We start from the raw sequence: 15245 nt of genomic DNA, 5'->3' as shown, positions 1-15245 counted from the left end.
AGGCAAAACATGAACAAACGTCAGGTTGAAATCTGGTCGCCGTGGATATTGCTGGCGGCATTCATCGTGCTGTGGCAAATCATCTGCTCGGCATTCAATGTCTCTGAGTTTATTTTTCCCAGCCCCTGGCGCATCTGGACGCAGTTTGTGGAATACAAGGCGCTGATCGCGGGCCACGCTTGGCGTACCTTTTGGGTGACGATGGCGGGCTTTGGCATCGCCATCGTGGTGGGGGTGTTACTGGGCTTTGTCATTGGCAGTTCGCGCTTGGCGTACGCAGCGGTGTACCCGCTGATGACGGCATTCAATGCGCTGCCCAAAGCGGCGTTTGTGCCGATCCTGGTGGTGTGGTTTGGCATTGGCATCGGCCCGGCCATCCTGACCGCGTTTTTGATCAGCTTTTTCCCCATCATGGTCAACATCGCCACCGGCTTGGCCACGCTGGAGCCCGAGCTGGAAGATGTGCTGCGGGTGCTGGGTGCCAAACGCTGGGATGTGCTGATCAAAGTTGGCCTGCCGCGCTCCATGCCCTACTTTTACGGCTCACTCAAGGTCGCTATCACGCTGGCCTTTGTGGGCACCACCGTGTCCGAGATGACTGCCGCCAACGAAGGTATTGGCTACCTGCTGATCTCAGCAGGCTCGGCGATGCAAATGGGCTTGGCGTTTGCCGGTCTGGTGGTGGTGGGTGCCATGGCCATGGCGATGTACGAGCTGTTCAGCGCCATCGAAAAGCACACCACTGCCTGGGCCCACCGCGGCAGCCAGAATGCTTGAAGCGCAGGTGCTGCGGCACCTGCGCCACGCCAACGCGGTCGCCCGCCGCGCTAGGGACCTGGGCAAGCACCCTTTCGGCGCGGTATTGGTGGCACCCGATGGCGAAACGGTGCTGGCCGAGCAAGGCAACATCGACACCGTCAACCACGCCGAAAACACGCTGGCGCGTACCGCCGCCACCAACTTCTCTCCCGACTACCTGTGGCAGTGCACGCTGGTGACCACCGTAGAGCCCTGCGCCATGTGCGCTGCGACCCAGTACTGGGCCCACATTGGACGGTTGGTGTTTGGCATCACCGAGGCGCGGCTGCTGGAACTCACCGGCAACCACGGCGACAACCCCACCATGCACCTGCCTTGCCGCACGGTGCTTGCTGCCGGCCAAAAGCACTTTGAAATCACTGGCCCGGTGCCCGCGCTGGAACCGGAAATCGCCGCGCTGCACAGCGGGTTTTGGAAGTAGCGCCACGCACTGGGGGTTGCGGCCGCGTACTCACTGCGGCGCTGGAAACATCTCTCCCAGCAGCTGGCGGGCGATCTTGGAGCTGGCGTAGTCTGAAATATGGTCGCCGTAGCTGTACAAGAAGTTGCGGCCTTCGGTAATGGTGCACACATTGGCGGGGATGTCGCAGAGCAAGGGCGTTGGGTCGAACACCAGCACGTCGGGGTTGCGTGCTTTAAGCCGCTGCACAAACTCTTGGTAGGCACGCGTGCCCTGCAGGTGGTCGGTGTAGCGCACCGTGCAGTACGGGTTGGCCCTGCGCACCAGCAGCTCTTTGAGCAACGGGATGTCGGTCATGGTGCCGCTGACGCAGCTGTTGGGGTCGGGCAGCGACGGGTTGTCCACCACAAACACCGAGCGCTTGCCAGCGCGGGCAAAGCGTGCAAAGGCTCGGCTGTAGGTATCCACATGGCGCTCAATCTCCGCATCCAACACCTCACCTCGGATGAAGCCCGACTGGGGATCGAGCGCGAACATGCCGCGCAGTGCGTTGGCAAACACCACCACCTCCACATTAGGGTCTTGCTCCACCGCCCGGTAGGACTCCAGGCTCAGCGGGGCGGCATCTCCCAGCACGTGCTGCACCGGGCCCAGCAAGCGCCAGCCGCGCGGCCCAGCGGTTTCGCGCGAGAGCCCAAAGAACAGCGATTCGCCCTTGCTGTCGCCCAACACCACGTAAGCGCTGACCGGTTTTTTGTCGCGCGCGCACCACTCAAACAAAGCGTGCTCGGCGGGCGAGAGCAGGCAATCGGCCAGCAATTGGCTGCGGTCGGCACCGTTGACCATGGTGGCGGGATCGGCGTTGAGAAGCGCGTGGTGGCGCGCCTTGAATCCGTGGTTGGCCGTCAGCCCATAGCCCGCCAAAAACACCAACACCATCACCGCGCTCAACGCGGGCACGGTCCAGCGTGACGGCCCACCCGAGTGCACGCCCATGTGTCCGCCAGACCGACCAGCAAAGCTCCCTCCAAACCGAATGGGTCGCTCCAGCCAGCGGTAGGTCCCCCACGCCAAAAGCACGCTGACCAACACCAGCGCTGCACGTACCTCAGCGGGTGGCGTCTCGGCCATCACAATGCGCGCAAAAGACAACATGGGCCAGTGCCACAGGTACAGCGGGTAGCTGATCAAGCCCACGGCAACAAAGGTCTTGCTGGCCAACAGGCGCCGACCCAGCCAGGCAGCATCGCCCGAAAAAATCAGCAGCGCAGTGCCCAGGGTGGGCAGCAGCGCCCACCAGCCAGGAAACGCCGCGCCCTTGTCCAACAGCGCCATCCCCAGTGCAACCAGCAGCAGCCCCAGGTACGCCGCCGCCGGGCGAAAGCGCTGCAGCATCTGCGGATGGCGCCACAGTGCGTAGGCCAACAGGCCGCCCACACCCAGCTCCCAAAAGCGCGGCAGCGGCGAATAAAACGCCATCACCGCATCCACCCGCACCGCCCACAGGCTGTACGCCAGTGACGCCAGCACACAGGCCCCCATCCACAGGCCCACGCGCTGCGGCTTGCGAAACCACCACCACAACAGCAGCGGCCACACCAGATAGAACTGCTCTTCGATACCGAGTGACCACAAATGCAGAAGCGGCTTGGTATCCGCAGCGGTGTCAAAGTAACCGGATGCGCGCCACAGCAAGAAGTTGCTCAAAAACGCAGCGCCGCCCGAAGTAAAAGTGCCCAGAGCCGTGAGCTCCTCGGCGGTCAGCACCAGCCAGCCTAGGCCCATGCACGCCGCCAACACCAAGGCCAAGGCAGGGAAGATGCGCTTGATGCGCCGGGCGTAAAAGTCGCGCAGGGAAAAGGCACCACGGGCATGGTCGCGCAGCAGCACGCCGGTGATCAAGAAGCCCGAGATGGTGAAGAACATGTCCACCCCGGCAAACCCGCCGGGCAGACTGGATGGAAACGCGTGGAACAGCACCACCGCCACCACCGCAATGGCGCGCAGCCCGTCGATGTCGGGGCGGTAGGCAGGGACAAGCGGGGGAGCCAACACGCGCCGGATTTTAATGAGCCACCCGCTGGTGGCTCAGGGCGCGTTGGTGTGCGTGGTAAAGCGCAAAGCCTCGAGTCCAAAGCCCTGGGCCCTCGCCGATGTCAAGGCGGCGTCCAGGAGTTCGGGCGGCAATTGGGGCGTGCGTGACAGCACCCACAGATAGTCGCGACCCGGGTTGCCCACCACCGCCCAGCGGTAATCTGGGTCCAGCCCAATCACCCAGTAATCGGCCCGAAAGGGCCAGAAGAAAGACACCTTCAGCCGCGCATTGCCCGAACCCTCCACCACCGTGGCCTTGCCCGTGGCCGAGATGAAACCGGCGTCGCTGCGGCAGCGGTTGTGCACCCGAATGCCGCCATCGGGCAGCGCGCTGTACTCGGCCGTGGTGTCGCCTACACACTTGCGCTGAAAAAACATCGGGTAGCTGGCGATCTCAAACCAGGTACCCGTGTACCGACCCAGGTCCACCGCGGCCACGCTGCGCACCTGCGCTGTGGCAGGTTCCGCCGCCGCCACAGGCACCGCCGCCTGCAGTGCACACATTCCCGCCAGTACAGGCGCCACCCACGCGCTTGGCAGCCACACCTTTTGAAACCAAGCCATGCCCAACACCTTTCTTTCGTATGACGAGCGCACCGCGATTCGATCCAGGTGCCCCACCGCGCTGCACAATCGGGCACCGCCACCGTTTCACCACGCCCCATGCGCTTCGAAAAACTCTCTGCACAAGGCCTGCGCGACCTGGCCTTGGGCGCCAGCCAGACGCCCTGCAAACACTGCAAAGCCTTGCATTGCCCCGGTTGGGACTCGCTACCTGCTGGCTTTGACCGTGCCGACCTGCGCCAAGTGGCTACCCTGCGCGACGAAGAGAGCGAACACGCCACACTGCTGGAGTACCACCCCGAAGGCACCACCGGCTGGTCGGAGAACGCTCCGATTGCGCCCACGCACTTTCCCTACAACCGCTGCGAGGTGTGGCAGTGCGCGCACTGCACCCGCCTGTTTTTGCGCTACACCGAGTACGGCGGCTACTACGTGGACGAACGCATCCGCGCGCTCAACCCGGCTTGGATCGTAGACGCGCCCTGAACCGGAGCGTCAACCCGGCACCTTCCGCTCGGAGCGACCCAGCATCCATACCAAGCCCAAACCCATCGAGGTGCCGCTGGCCTGCTGGTGCAAAGGGCTATCGCGGTTGGCACCGACGCCGTAGGTGTCTTGTCGCACAAAAGCAAACACCCGCAGATCGGGCGTTAAAGATTTCGACGTGTTGAGCCCCATGCGCATGGCAATCAAGCCGGGCTGCGCGTCATAGGCCGGGCGTGCCGCAGTAGCGTACTCGGGCGTCACGCTGTAGAAAAAGCGATTGAGTTGCGCATCCCCCCACACCAGACCGGCCGAGGCACCTAGGCTCCAGCCGCCACCCACATCGCGCACCTCGTAGGCCAGCTTGGGCTCAATCGCATAGCCCTGGCCGCGCACTCCGCCATTGAGCTCCAGCACCGAACGCACCGGTACCTCCAACTGCCAGCGCGTGCCGGGTGCGGGCCGCGCCAGGGTCAGGTTCAGGCGCGGGCCAAACTCTACCAAGGTCCCCAAGTCCGGCATGCCTTTGCGAACAGCGCTGTCATCGGAATTTGCCGGTAAAGAGGCGGCAAAGCCGACGTCGAACTGCATGTTCTCCGAGCGGTAAAGCCGGGCACCTACGCCGTCGCGGTCAGCGCGAAAAATCTCGCCACGGTAAATGAACACCGGCGCCACCAGGATCCGGGACGCCCGGTCCGATGAGGCCGGGTAGGCCGGTGTGGACACGCCACCGGCAAACACACCGGCTTCCCACAGGGGCTGGCCGGCATCGCGGTCTTGTGCCAACCCGGGGCTGGCTACGCCCAGGAGGGAGAACGCAGCAAAGAAAACGGCCAGGCCAGAGAAAGGGTGCCGCAGAGGTGCAGCATCCAATTCGGTCAGCTTCGCAGGTTGGGTGGCAGGGAGGGTGCGATCGGTGCCGCACACCGGGGGCATTGAAAGAGTGGTTTGGGTCTTCATGGTGCGCCGTATTACGCCACAAACGCCAAAGCCCCACGACAAAGCCAGGCCCTCTCCATAGGCCTAGCGAAACGGCGTGGAAAACTTGGCGTCGGCGACCAGCGCGGTGTCGGTCAAGGTTTGCATAAACGCGACCAGAGCCGCCTTCTGGGCGGTGGTGAGGTTGAGCCGGCGCGGTTGTCCACCCGGGCCGATGAGGCGGTTGTCCAGGGCGGGACCGGCTTGCACGCCGCTGTTGTAGTGCTCCACCACCTCGGTCAAGGTGGCAAAACGACCGTCGTGCATGAAGGCTCCGCTTAAGGCGACGTTCTTGAGCGAGGGGGACTTGAACACGACAGTCTCGCCGGCGTCGAGCCCGTTGGAGCGGGAGTTGGCCGCCAGAGAGAAGGTGGGTGCCACATGGCAGCCCACGCAGCCCGCGCCACCAGCGTTCGGCGGGTTCATGAACAGGGCGCGGCCCTGGTTTTCTTCGGCGGTAAAGCTGGCAATCGGTGTGCCCAGCCCACGGTCGGGGGCGGCAGGCGCGTAGTTGGCGCTGTAGCCGGCGTCCCAGCGGCTGCCGGTGGAGACCATGGCGCGCTCAAACTGCGCCAGCGCGCGCTGCACCCTGGCCTCGGTGATGGCCGCATCGCCAAAGGCAAAGCTGAACAGCGCGGGGTAGTAGCTGAGGTTTTGCAGTTTGGTGATCACCGCCGCAAAGCCGCCGTGGGCGGCGTCAAAACCCATCTCGATGGCGTTTTGGATGGGCTGACTGGCTTGTGCTTCCAGGCTTTCTGCGCGCCGGTCCCAAAAGGTATCGCCTGGCCGGTAGTAGCGGCTGTTACCCAGGCGCATGGCATGGGCGGTGGTGAACGCGTTGCCTTCAAACCCCACACTGAAGCGCTGGGAATCATCGAACCCGTTGGCCTGGCTGTGGCAGGAAGCGCAAGACACGGTGTTGTTGAAGCTGAGCTGCTTGTCGTAAAACAGCACCCGGCCCAGGGTGGCGATCTTGTCGTCCACCGGGTCTTGGGGCGGGGTGTTGTCTAAAGCGCTGACGGTAGCGTCGTAGTACGCGGGCAGCGCGGGCGCAGCATAGTTGGACAAGCTGGCGAAGTCCACGGTAAGCGCCTGGGTGACCGCCACCGGGGTGGTGGTTGTAGAAGTGGCGGGCGCGGTGCTGGACGACCCGCCGCCGCCGCAACCGGCCAGCAATGTGAGCGGCAAGGCCCATGGCAAAGCAAACAGCGAGTAAGAAAGGCTGGAGTTTTTCGGCATTGGCGCACCCAAGATTGTTGTGTTTGGATTTTTGCGGCGCATGCGTCAATCGCGTGTGTGCTTGTGTAAAGTTTTGCGTCGGTCCGGGTTTTGGAGTGGTGCCGATGGCCGCACCGCCCGAACCAAGGGTTTTGCCTAGGTGCACATCGTGGTCAATGAAAAACAATGCCAAAGGCTTCTTTTTCATCCATGGCGACGGAGACACGCGCAATGCAGATTCAACTCAAGATCAACGGCAAAGACACGTCGGTTGACGTGGCGCCCAACACGCTGCTGGTGCAGCTGCTGCGGGAGCACCTCAATATGACCGGCACCCACGTGGGATGCGACACCGCGCAGTGCGGCGCTTGCACTGTCATGAAAGACGGGCATGCCGTCAAGTCCTGCAACATGCTGGCGGCACAGGCGCAGGGCGCTGACATCACCACCATCGAAGGCTTGGCGCAAGCCGATGGAACGCTGCACCCGATGCAAGCGGCGTTCAAAGAGTGCCACGGCCTGCAATGCGGCTTTTGCACACCGGGCATGGTGCTGAGCTCGATTGACCTGTGCAACAAACACCCCAACGCCAGTTCCACCGAAATCCGCGAGCTGCTGGAAGGCAACATCTGCCGCTGCACCGGCTACCAAAACATCGTGAAGTCCGTCCAGCAAGGTCGTGCTGGCATGGCCTCTGCCAAATAAGGAGAACAGCAATGGGTGCCTCAGATTTTTCCAAACTCCCGCACATCGGTGAGTCGGTCCGCCGCAAAGAAGACTACCGATTCCTCACCGGCGCCGGGCAATACACCGACGACATCACCATGCCGGCGCAGAGCTACGCGGTGTTTGTGCGCAGCCCCTACGCGCATGCGGTGATCAAGAGCATCGACACCAGCGCAGCAGCAGCCATGCCCGGCGTCATCCGGGTCTTCGTCGGCACCGACCTTGAAGGCAAGATGGGTGGCCTGCCCTGCGGCTGGCTCATCAACAACCCCGACGGTTCGCCCATGAAGGAGCCGCCGCACCCGGTGCTGGCGCTGGGCAAAGCCCGCCATGTGGGCGACCAAGTCGCCATGGTGGTGGCTGAAACACTGGAGCAGGCGCGCAATGCGTCCGAAGCCGTGGTGGTGGACTACGAGGTGCTCGACGCCGTCACCGATGTGCGCGATGCAGCCAAAGGCACTGCGCTGCACGAGGTGTCGCCCGACAACCATTGCTACAAATGGACCCTGGGCGACAAAGGCCAGGTCGACGCGGCGTTTGCCAATGCGGCGCACATCACCAAGCTGGACCTGATCAACAACCGCCTGGTGCCCAACGCTATGGAGCCGCGCTGCGCCATTGGCAACTACAACCGCGCTACCGAAGAATATGTGCTGTATGTGGCCAACCAAAACCCGCATGTAGAACGCTTGCTGATGACCGCCTTCGTGCTGGGTCTGCCCGAGCACAAGGTGCGCGTGATTGCGCCCGATGTGGGCGGCGGCTTTGGATCCAAAATTTATCTGTACGCCGAAGACGTAGCGCTCACCTGGGCGTCCAAACAGATCAACCGGAGCATCAAGTGGACCAGCGACCGCTCCGAGGCGTTTCTGACCGACGCGCATGGCCGCGACCACGTGAGCCACGCCGAAATGGCCATGGACAAAGACGGGAAGTTTTTGGCCATGCGGGTGCACACCGACGCCAACCTGGGCGCCTACCTGTCGACCTTCTCTACTGCGATTCCCACCATCCTGTACGCCACGCTGTTGGCGGGCCAGTACACCTGCCCGCAGATTTACGTGGAAGTGGACGCCTGGTTTACCAACACCGTGCCGGTAGACGCCTACCGCGGCGCAGGCCGCCCCGAGGCCACTTACCTGCTGGAGCGCCTGGTGACCCGCTGCGGCTGGGAGTTGGGTCTCTCGCAAGACGAGATCCGCAAGCGCAACTTCATCAACACCTGGCCGTACCAGACGCCGGTCGCCCTGCAATACGACATCGGCGACTACCTCGGCTGCATGACCAAAGCGCAAGAGCTGGCCGACGTGGCAGGCTTTGAAGCGCGCAAAGCCGCCAGTGCGGCCAAGGGCCTGCTGCGTGGCATCGGCTACTCCAGCTACATCGAAGCCTGTGGTTTGGCACCCAGCAACGTCGCAGGTGCCTTGGGTGCCCGCGCCGGCCTGTTCGAGTGCGGCGAAGTGCGCGTGCACCCCACCGGCAGCGTGACCGTGTTTACCGGTTCGCACAGCCACGGCCAGGGGCATGAGACCACCTTTGCGCAGGTGGTGGCAGCGCGCCTGGGCATTGCGGTGGAGGCGGTGGACATCGTCCACGGCGACACCGGCCGCGTGCCCTTCGGCATGGGCACCTACGGCTCGCGCTCCATCTCGGTGGGCGGCGCGGCCATCATGCGCGCCCTCGACAAGATTGAGGCCAAGGCCAAGAAGATCGCGGCCCACTTGATGGAATCCAGCGACGCAGATGTCGACTTTGCCAACGGCGAATTCACCGTCAAAGGCACCGACAAAAAGGTCACCTTCGGCCAGGTTGCGCTCACCGCTTATGTGCCGCACAACTACCCGCTCGACAAGCTCGAGCCCGGCCTGGACGAAACCGCGTTCTACGACCCCACCAACTTCACCTACCCCTCAGGAACCTATATCTGCGAGGTAGAAATCGACCCCGCCACCGGCACCACCCGCGTGGACCGCTTCAGCGCGGTGGACGACTTTGGCACCATCATCAACCCGATGATTGTGGAAGGCCAGGTGCACGGCGGTATCGTGCAAGGCATCGGCCAGGCGCTGCTAGAAAACTGCGTCTACGACCGCGAAACCGGCCAGCTGCTGACCGGCTCGTTCATGGACTACACCATGCCGCGGGCAGACGATTTCCCGGACTTCAAAATCGACAACATCTGCACGCCCTGCACCCACAACCCGCTGGGCACCAAGGGCTGCGGCGAGGCCGGAGCCATCGGTTCACCACCCGCCGTGATCAATGCGGTGCTCGATGCCTTGCGCGCAGTCGGTGTCAAAGAGTTCGACATGCCGGCATCGCCGCACCGTGTCTGGGAAGCCATCCAAGCGGCCAAAGCCTAAACCTCAAGGAGTCGACATCCATGTACGCATTCACGTATGAACGTCCCACTTCGGTGGACCAGGCAGCGCGGCTCGCTGCGGGCGGTGCCAAGGTGCTGGCCGGCGGGCAAACTTTGCTGGCCTCCATGAAGCAGCGCCTCTCGCAGCCCAACACGCTGGCCGACCTGGCTGGTATTCCCGAGCTGTCTGGCATCTGCCGCGAGGGCGATGCCTTCGTCATTGGCGCCATGACCCGCCACCGCGAAGTGGCCGACCACGCCGAGCTGCGTTCGGCCATTCCGGCCCTGGCCGATCTGGCAGCCCACATTGGCGACCGCCAGGTGCGCGCCATGGGCACGCTGGGCGGCTCGGTGGCCAACAACGACCCGTCTGCCTGCTACCCCAGCGCGGTCTTGGCGCTCGGCGCCACCGTGCACACCACCCAGCGCAAGATTGCAGCCGACGACTTTTTTTTGGGCATGTTCACCACGGCATTGAACGACGGCGAACTCATCAAAGCCATCAGCTTTCCGGTCGCCAAAGGTGCGGCCTACATGAAGTTTGTGCAGCCGGCCTCGCGCTTTGCGCTGGTGGGCGTGTTTGTGGCGCAAACCGCCTCGGGCGTGCGGGTGGCGGTCACAGGCGCAGGCCAAGGCGTTTTCCGTCACAAAGGGCTGGAAGACGCGCTCAACAAGAGCTTCACGGTACAGTCGGCGGCATCGGTGGCCATCGATGCTTCGGCGCTCAACGCCGACCTCCACGCCAGTGCGGCCTACCGGGCCAACCTCATCAGCGTGCAGACGCAGCGGGCGGTGGCCAAGATACTGGGCTAAGCCGGGCTGGTGTCCGCAAGGGCTCCGCAGCCTCTGGGCGCGGAGCCTTTTTTCCATGGACCTGTTGTATGACGACATTTGCTTCGATTGACGCGCTGATGGCTGCGCTGGCCTCGGTCGGCTACTTCGCTGAGCGCAGGCTGGCCACCGCCGTGTTTCTGGCATTGAAGCTGCAGCGGCCCTTGCTGCTCGAAGGCGAACCCGGCGTGGGCAAAACCGAGCTGGCCAAAGCGCTGTCGCAGGCCCTGGGGCGCGCCCTCATCCGCCTGCAGTGTTACGACGGGCTGGAGCAGCGGGAAGCCCTGTTCGAGTGGAACTATGCAGCGCAGTTGCTGCACATGCGCGCGGCGCAAACCGGGCTGCAAAGCAACGCGCAGGACAGCACCGAAGCACAGGTGGCCCGCATGGAGCAAGAGGTTTACCAGGAGCGCTACCTGGTGCGCCGCCCGCTCTTGCAGGCGCTGCAGGCCCCGGCACCCGGCGCCTTGTTGCTGATTGACGAAGTGGACCGGGCCGACGAACCCTTTGAGGCCTTTTTGCTGGAGTACCTGGGCGAGTACCAGGTCAGCATTCCGGAGCTGGGCACGGTGTCAGCCACGTACAAGCCGGTCACCATTCTGACCAGCAACCGCACCCGCGAACTCAACGATGCGGTCAAGCGCCGCTGCCTGTACCACTGGCTGGACTACCCCGAGCGCGAGCGCGAGCTGGCCATCATCCGCGCCCAGGTGCCGCAGGCCAGCGAGCAGCTGTCCGCGCAGGTCGCCATGGTGGTGACGCGTCTGCGCCAGCAGCCTTTTGCCAACGCCTTTCAGCGCGCGCCCGGCATCGCCGAGGCGGTGGAATGGGCCCGCGCGCTGATCGCCCTGGACACCTTGGTGCTGGACCCCGAGGTGATCAGCGATACGGCGGGCATCATGTTCAAACAGCGTGACGACATTGCCGCGCTCAACATCGACATGGCACAAGCCCTGCTGGCACCCGAAGACCTATGAACCTGGGCGACGCGCGCAGCGGCAAGCTTGCGCAGAACATCGCGGCGTTTGGGCGCACCCTGCGCCACGCTGGCGTGCAGGTGGACAGTGCACGCATTGTGCTAGCCCACGACGCGGCGCTGCTGGTGGGCCTGGCCAGCAAGGCCGACGTGGGGGCCGCGCTCGAAGCGGTGCTGGTCAGCCGCGAGCAAGACCGCATGGTGTTTCGCGAGCTGTTTGACGTCTTTTTCAAAGACCCCAACATGGCCAACAAGCTGCTGGCCCAAATGCTGCCCAGCGCCGAGGGCAAAGCCGAGCCCAGCAAGCGCAGGCCGCGCGTGCGCGAGGCGCTGACCCCGCGCAAGCACACGCCACAGCAGGCGATGCCCAGCAAAGACGAGCACAAGATCGATTTCGACGCCGCCATGACCGCCAGCGCCCTAGAACGCCTGCGCCATGCCGACTTCAACCAGCTCTCCGCCGCCGAGTACCGTTTGGTGGAAGGGCTGGTGCGCGGCATTCCACTGCCCCTGCCCCGTTTTGCCGGACGCCGCACCCGCAAAGCCCACACCGGGCCACGGCTGCATTGGTCGGGCGTGATGCGGCAAACCGTGCGCTTTGACGGCGACGCCGCCGTGCTGCCGCGCAGGCAGCGCCGCAGCGAGTTGTCACCGCTGGTGTTTTTGGTGGATGTGTCGGGCTCCATGGAGCGGTATGCGCGTTTGCTGCTGGCGTTTTTGCACGCCGCCACCCGGCGCCACCCCCGGCGCGATGTATTTGCCTTTGGCACCCAACTGACCGACCTGAGCGCCAGCTTCCAGCGCGCCGACACCGACGACATGCTGCTAGAGGCCGGCACCACCATCGCCGACTTTGGTGGGGGCACCTGCCTGGGCGAATCACTGGCGACACTGCGGCAACACCATGCCCGCCGCTTTGTGGGCGGCCGCACCGTGGTGCTGGTGGTGAGCGATGGGCTGGACACCGGCGAACCGGCTGCGCTGGGGCAGGAGCTGGACTGGCTCAAGCGCCACTGCAAGCATTTGTTCTGGCTCAACCCCTTGCTGCGCTTTGAGGGGTACGCTCCGCTGGCGCGCGGTGCCGAACAGTTGCACCAGCACGCCGACGGCATGCTGGCGGTGCACAACGTAAGCCATTTGCAGCAGCTCGCTGCCAGCCTGTCGGCGCTGATGCGAAGCCGTTAGCCTGCCGTACTTTTTTGAACCACGCCACCGGAGTAGACCACCATGGAAATGCAAGGCAGCCGCCAACTCGCCATCAACCAGCAACAAACCTGGGATGCACTCAACGACCCGCAGGTGTTGAAGCTGTGCATCCCCGGCTGCGACAAGATCGAGGCCAGCGGCGAGAACCAGTACAGCATGGCGGTGTCGCTCAAGATCGGGCCGCTGGCGGCCAAGTTCGCCGGCAAGATTGCGCTCTCCGACATCAACGCGCCGCACAGCTACACCATCGCTTTTGAGGGCCAGGGCGGCCCCGCTGGCTTTGGCAAAGGCAATGCCAAGGTGCAACTCCACCCCAACGCGGAAGGCGTGGCGCTGGAGTACACGGTGCAAGCCAGCGTGGGGGGCAAAATTGCCCAAGTGGGTCAGCGCCTGATCGACGGCGTCGCCAAGTCCATGGCCGAAGATTTCTTCAAGCGCTTTGACCAAGAGATGCAAAAGCGCTACCCAGAGGCCTACGCCGAACGGCCCGCGGCCGTTGCGCCAGCAGCCCAAGATCCCACAGCAGCGCGGGTTCCCACCTGGGTGTGGGTGGCAGCCGCAGCGGTGGGCGTAGTGGCCTACCTGGTGGTGCGCTAAAGCGCCCGCTCCCACCCAGCGCCCACGCCATGGAAAACCTGGACGTTCTGGTTTTGCGAACCTTGCGCACATGGCGCGCGCAGTCGCGGCGCGCCCTGCTCGCCACGGTGGTGCGCACCTGGGGATCTTCGCCACGGCCGGTGGGCTCCATCATGGCGCTGTGCGAGGACGGCACGGTGGTAGGCTCGGTCTCGGGCGGCTGCATTGAAGACGACCTGATTTACCGCTTTACCCGCGCCTACGCACAAGCCGCAGGTGCCGCGCCCCAAGAGCCGCAAGCGCTGCCCCAAGGCGCGCCGCAGTTGGTGAAGTACGGCATCAGCGCCGACGAAGCCCACCGCTTCGGGCTGCCGTGCGGCGGCACCCTGGAGCTGCTGCTGGAATTTGACCCGGACGTGGCCAACCTGGACGAGCTGCTGGCCTGGCTGGACCAGGGCCGCTTGGTGGAACGCAGCGTGGAGCTTGCCAGCGGCAACGCCAGCCTTGCGTTGTGCAGCAAGCCGTCGGACTTGTCGCTGGATGGCACGCGGCTGGTGAATGTTTTTGGGCCGGAATACCGCTTGCTCATCATCGGTGCGGGGCAAATGAGCGAGTACCTGGCCACCATGGCGCGCTTTAGCGGATTTGCCGTGACCGTGTGCGACCCCCGCCAAGAGTACAGCGCCAGCTGGGCAGTGGAAGGCACGCGCTTGGTCACCGACATGCCCGACGACGTGGTGACCAGCTTCAAACCCGACCGCCGCTGCGCCGTGGTGGCGCTGACGCACGACCCCAAGCTCGACGACCTGGCGCTACTAGAAGCCCTGCGCAGCGACGCGTTCTACATAGGCGCCATAGGCTCGCGCCGCAACAACCAAGCGCGGCGTGCGCGGCTGATCGAACACTTTGGCGAAAGCGACGCATCGCTGCGGCGGCTGCGCGGCCCGATCGGCATTTACATCGGCAGCAAAACACCGCCCGAAATTGCGGTGAGCGTGATGGCCGAAATCTTGGCGGTGAAAAACGGGGTGCAACTTCCCCGCGACCTGGAGGTCGGAGCAGCCAAGGATGACTTGGCGGTGCTGCACAACGACCCCGGTGCGGTGGTGTGCCACGCGCCAGGCGGCAAGACCTAGCCTTGGGGCTGCTTCTCGTAAATGACAAAGCGCTTGGTCGTGGTTTCCACCACCTCCCAAGTGCCCACAAACCCGCGCGGCACCACAAACTCATCACCCGCCACCAGCGTCAGCACCGCCCCCGCCTCGCTGGTAAGAATGCTCTTGCCCTCCAGCATGCGGCAGTACTCCTCCTCGGTGTACCTGACGTGCCACGCGCCCGGCTCGCTGCGCCACAGGCCCACAGAAAACTGGCCGCTTGCGTCGGTGTAATGCGACCACACGGTTTGCTTGGGGTTGCCGCGAATCAGCTTTTCTGCGGGGAGGTGGTAGTCCTCGGGGGGTGTGGTGGTGGGGAGTAGTTGAGGTAGTGGAGTGGGCATGGGTTGAGGACTTGAAAGACGGTCAATTAGGCTGCGGCGATCGTAAGGCCGTTAAGGGTCGTGTGACTGGTCTCGCAGCTCTCAAGTGCTGCCCGAATGACGGTAGGGCCGCGGTTGCTGCCAGTCAGCCACTGCCCGACACCCGTCTGCTTTGGGCCACAACCGGTAGCTGGTGAGGGACTGCTCAGGAGACGCGAAAAAAGCTCGGTCAAGGTTCGCTAGAGATTTAGCAATCTTCGGAGTCGGGCTGTTAGCTGACTTTCACGGCGCTCCGAAGCAGGCAAGAAAGTAGAGCCTACGTTACCTCGCCAACGACCTCCGCGAAATTCAATGCAACTCTGCACGGTAGCGAGCGGCGGCTAAACTAACTCGCATGGGCTCCAGCATCAGACCTGCTGTCACGTCTTATCCTGATTACCGATTTTCTGCGATGGATGACCAACAGTTGGACACTCAGCTTGTGCTCTTCGAGGAGATGGCGAACCGCAGGAAGGTGCTCTCATCTGGAAGCCGG

The 15245-nt window shown here is 63.9% G+C and carries 15 protein-coding genes; 10 read left to right on the top strand and 5 right to left on the bottom strand.

The window, feature by feature from the left end; all coding sequences use genetic code 11:
* The first annotated feature begins 9 nt into the window (after positions 1-9).
* Both ACILRC_RS09420 and ACILRC_RS09415 read left to right on the top strand, forming a co-directional pair.
* A complete protein-coding gene (locus ACILRC_RS09420) occupies positions 10-777 on the top strand; it encodes an ABC transporter permease (RefSeq protein WP_395669107.1) in 768 nt (255 codons plus the stop codon).
* Complete coding sequence (locus tag ACILRC_RS09415; protein ID WP_395669106.1) at positions 770-1240, top strand: nucleoside deaminase; 471 nt, start codon at positions 770-772, stop codon at positions 1238-1240. The genes ACILRC_RS09420 and ACILRC_RS09415 overlap by 8 nt, the downstream gene beginning before the upstream one ends.
* Before the next feature lie 30 nt (positions 1241-1270).
* On the opposite strand, the gene ACILRC_RS09410 is transcribed toward ACILRC_RS09415, so the two are convergent.
* Together ACILRC_RS09410 and ACILRC_RS09405 are read right to left on the bottom strand one after the other, a co-directional pair.
* Complete coding sequence (locus ACILRC_RS09410; RefSeq protein ID WP_395669105.1) at positions 1271-3274, bottom strand: acyltransferase family protein; 2004 nt, start codon at positions 3272-3274, stop codon at positions 1271-1273.
* Positions 3275-3307: 33 nt separating this feature from the next.
* Positions 3308-3817, bottom strand: a complete 510-nt coding sequence (locus ACILRC_RS09405; protein WP_395669154.1) for a lipocalin family protein — start codon at positions 3815-3817, stop codon at positions 3308-3310.
* 159 nt (positions 3818-3976) lie between these two features.
* Here ACILRC_RS09405 and ACILRC_RS09400 point away from each other — a divergent pair, with 159 nt between their 5' ends.
* Positions 3977-4363 (top strand): hypothetical protein, encoded by a 387-nt coding sequence (locus ACILRC_RS09400; protein ID WP_395669104.1) that lies wholly within the window; start codon positions 3977-3979, stop codon positions 4361-4363.
* Between the two features lie 9 nt (positions 4364-4372).
* Here ACILRC_RS09400 and ACILRC_RS09395 read toward each other — a convergent pair whose 3' ends face one another.
* Positions 4373-5320 (bottom strand): MipA/OmpV family protein, encoded by a 948-nt coding sequence (locus ACILRC_RS09395; protein WP_395669103.1) that lies wholly within the window; start codon positions 5318-5320, stop codon positions 4373-4375.
* A 63-nt stretch (positions 5321-5383) separates the two neighbouring features.
* A complete protein-coding gene (locus ACILRC_RS09390; protein WP_395669102.1) occupies positions 5384-6577 on the bottom strand; it encodes a cytochrome-c peroxidase in 1194 nt (397 codons plus the stop codon).
* A gap of 210 nt (positions 6578-6787) precedes the next feature.
* Here ACILRC_RS09390 and ACILRC_RS09385 point away from each other — a divergent pair, with 210 nt between their 5' ends.
* From ACILRC_RS09385 to ACILRC_RS09355, 7 genes are all read left to right on the top strand, one after another.
* A complete protein-coding gene (locus ACILRC_RS09385; protein ID WP_395669101.1) occupies positions 6788-7261 on the top strand; it encodes a (2Fe-2S)-binding protein in 474 nt (157 codons plus the stop codon).
* Between the two features lie 11 nt (positions 7262-7272).
* Positions 7273-9645: a xanthine dehydrogenase family protein molybdopterin-binding subunit gene (locus ACILRC_RS09380; RefSeq protein WP_395669100.1), complete on the top strand. Its 2373-nt coding sequence runs from the start codon at positions 7273-7275 to the stop codon at positions 9643-9645.
* 20 nt (positions 9646-9665) lie between these two features.
* The gene (locus ACILRC_RS09375) at positions 9666-10457 is read left to right on the top strand and encodes an FAD binding domain-containing protein (RefSeq protein ID WP_395669099.1); all 792 of its coding nucleotides are present in this window, start codon (positions 9666-9668) and stop codon (positions 10455-10457) included.
* Positions 10458-10525: 68 nt separating this feature from the next.
* Positions 10526-11452 (top strand): AAA family ATPase, encoded by a 927-nt coding sequence (locus ACILRC_RS09370; protein ID WP_395669098.1) that lies wholly within the window; start codon positions 10526-10528, stop codon positions 11450-11452.
* A complete protein-coding gene (locus tag ACILRC_RS09365; protein WP_395669097.1) occupies positions 11449-12636 on the top strand; it encodes a VWA domain-containing protein in 1188 nt (395 codons plus the stop codon). The genes ACILRC_RS09370 and ACILRC_RS09365 overlap by 4 nt, the downstream gene beginning before the upstream one ends.
* Positions 12637-12678: 42 nt before the next feature.
* Positions 12679-13254 (top strand): CoxG family protein, encoded by a 576-nt coding sequence (locus ACILRC_RS09360; RefSeq protein ID WP_395669096.1) that lies wholly within the window; start codon positions 12679-12681, stop codon positions 13252-13254.
* Between the two features lie 29 nt (positions 13255-13283).
* The gene (locus tag ACILRC_RS09355; RefSeq protein ID WP_395669095.1) at positions 13284-14369 is read left to right on the top strand and encodes an XdhC family protein; all 1086 of its coding nucleotides are present in this window, start codon (positions 13284-13286) and stop codon (positions 14367-14369) included.
* Here ACILRC_RS09355 and ACILRC_RS09350 read toward each other — a convergent pair.
* Positions 14366-14731: a cupin domain-containing protein gene (locus ACILRC_RS09350; RefSeq protein WP_395669094.1), complete on the bottom strand. Its 366-nt coding sequence runs from the start codon at positions 14729-14731 to the stop codon at positions 14366-14368. The two genes, ACILRC_RS09355 and ACILRC_RS09350, sit on opposite strands and share 4 nt — an antisense overlap.
* Between the last annotated feature and the right edge of the window lie 514 nt (positions 14732-15245).

The organism is Rhodoferax sp., from assembly GCF_044236835.1.
Classification (GTDB): Bacteria; Pseudomonadota; Gammaproteobacteria; order Burkholderiales; family Burkholderiaceae_C; genus Allorhodoferax.
The sequence above is the reverse complement of the archived record's forward strand: the minus strand, read 5'-3'. Positions and strand labels throughout refer to the sequence as shown.

Excerpts from the sequence above, each read along its gene's own strand:
- ACILRC_RS09420 (WP_395669107.1), top strand. The coding sequence starts at position 10 with ATGAACAAACGTCAGGTTGAAATCTGGTCGCCGTGGATATTGCTGGCG.
- ACILRC_RS09415 (WP_395669106.1), top strand. The coding sequence starts at position 770 with ATGCTTGAAGCGCAGGTGCTGCGGCACCTGCGCCACGCCAACGCGGTC.
- ACILRC_RS09405 (WP_395669154.1), bottom strand. The coding sequence starts at position 3,817 with ATGTGTGCACTGCAGGCGGCGGTGCCTGTGGCGGCGGCGGAACCTGCC.
- ACILRC_RS09400 (WP_395669104.1), top strand. The coding sequence starts at position 3,977 with ATGCGCTTCGAAAAACTCTCTGCACAAGGCCTGCGCGACCTGGCCTTG.
- ACILRC_RS09395 (WP_395669103.1), bottom strand. The coding sequence starts at position 5,320 with ATGAAGACCCAAACCACTCTTTCAATGCCCCCGGTGTGCGGCACCGAT.
- ACILRC_RS09390 (WP_395669102.1), bottom strand. The coding sequence starts at position 6,577 with ATGCCGAAAAACTCCAGCCTTTCTTACTCGCTGTTTGCTTTGCCATGG.
- ACILRC_RS09385 (WP_395669101.1), top strand. The coding sequence starts at position 6,788 with ATGCAGATTCAACTCAAGATCAACGGCAAAGACACGTCGGTTGACGTG.
- ACILRC_RS09380 (WP_395669100.1), top strand. The coding sequence starts at position 7,273 with ATGGGTGCCTCAGATTTTTCCAAACTCCCGCACATCGGTGAGTCGGTC.
- ACILRC_RS09375 (WP_395669099.1), top strand. The coding sequence starts at position 9,666 with ATGTACGCATTCACGTATGAACGTCCCACTTCGGTGGACCAGGCAGCG.
- ACILRC_RS09370 (WP_395669098.1), top strand. The coding sequence starts at position 10,526 with ATGACGACATTTGCTTCGATTGACGCGCTGATGGCTGCGCTGGCCTCG.
- ACILRC_RS09365 (WP_395669097.1), top strand. The coding sequence starts at position 11,449 with ATGAACCTGGGCGACGCGCGCAGCGGCAAGCTTGCGCAGAACATCGCG.
- ACILRC_RS09360 (WP_395669096.1), top strand. The coding sequence starts at position 12,679 with ATGGAAATGCAAGGCAGCCGCCAACTCGCCATCAACCAGCAACAAACC.
- ACILRC_RS09355 (WP_395669095.1), top strand. The coding sequence starts at position 13,284 with ATGGAAAACCTGGACGTTCTGGTTTTGCGAACCTTGCGCACATGGCGC.
- ACILRC_RS09350 (WP_395669094.1), bottom strand. The coding sequence starts at position 14,731 with ATGCCCACTCCACTACCTCAACTACTCCCCACCACCACACCCCCCGAG.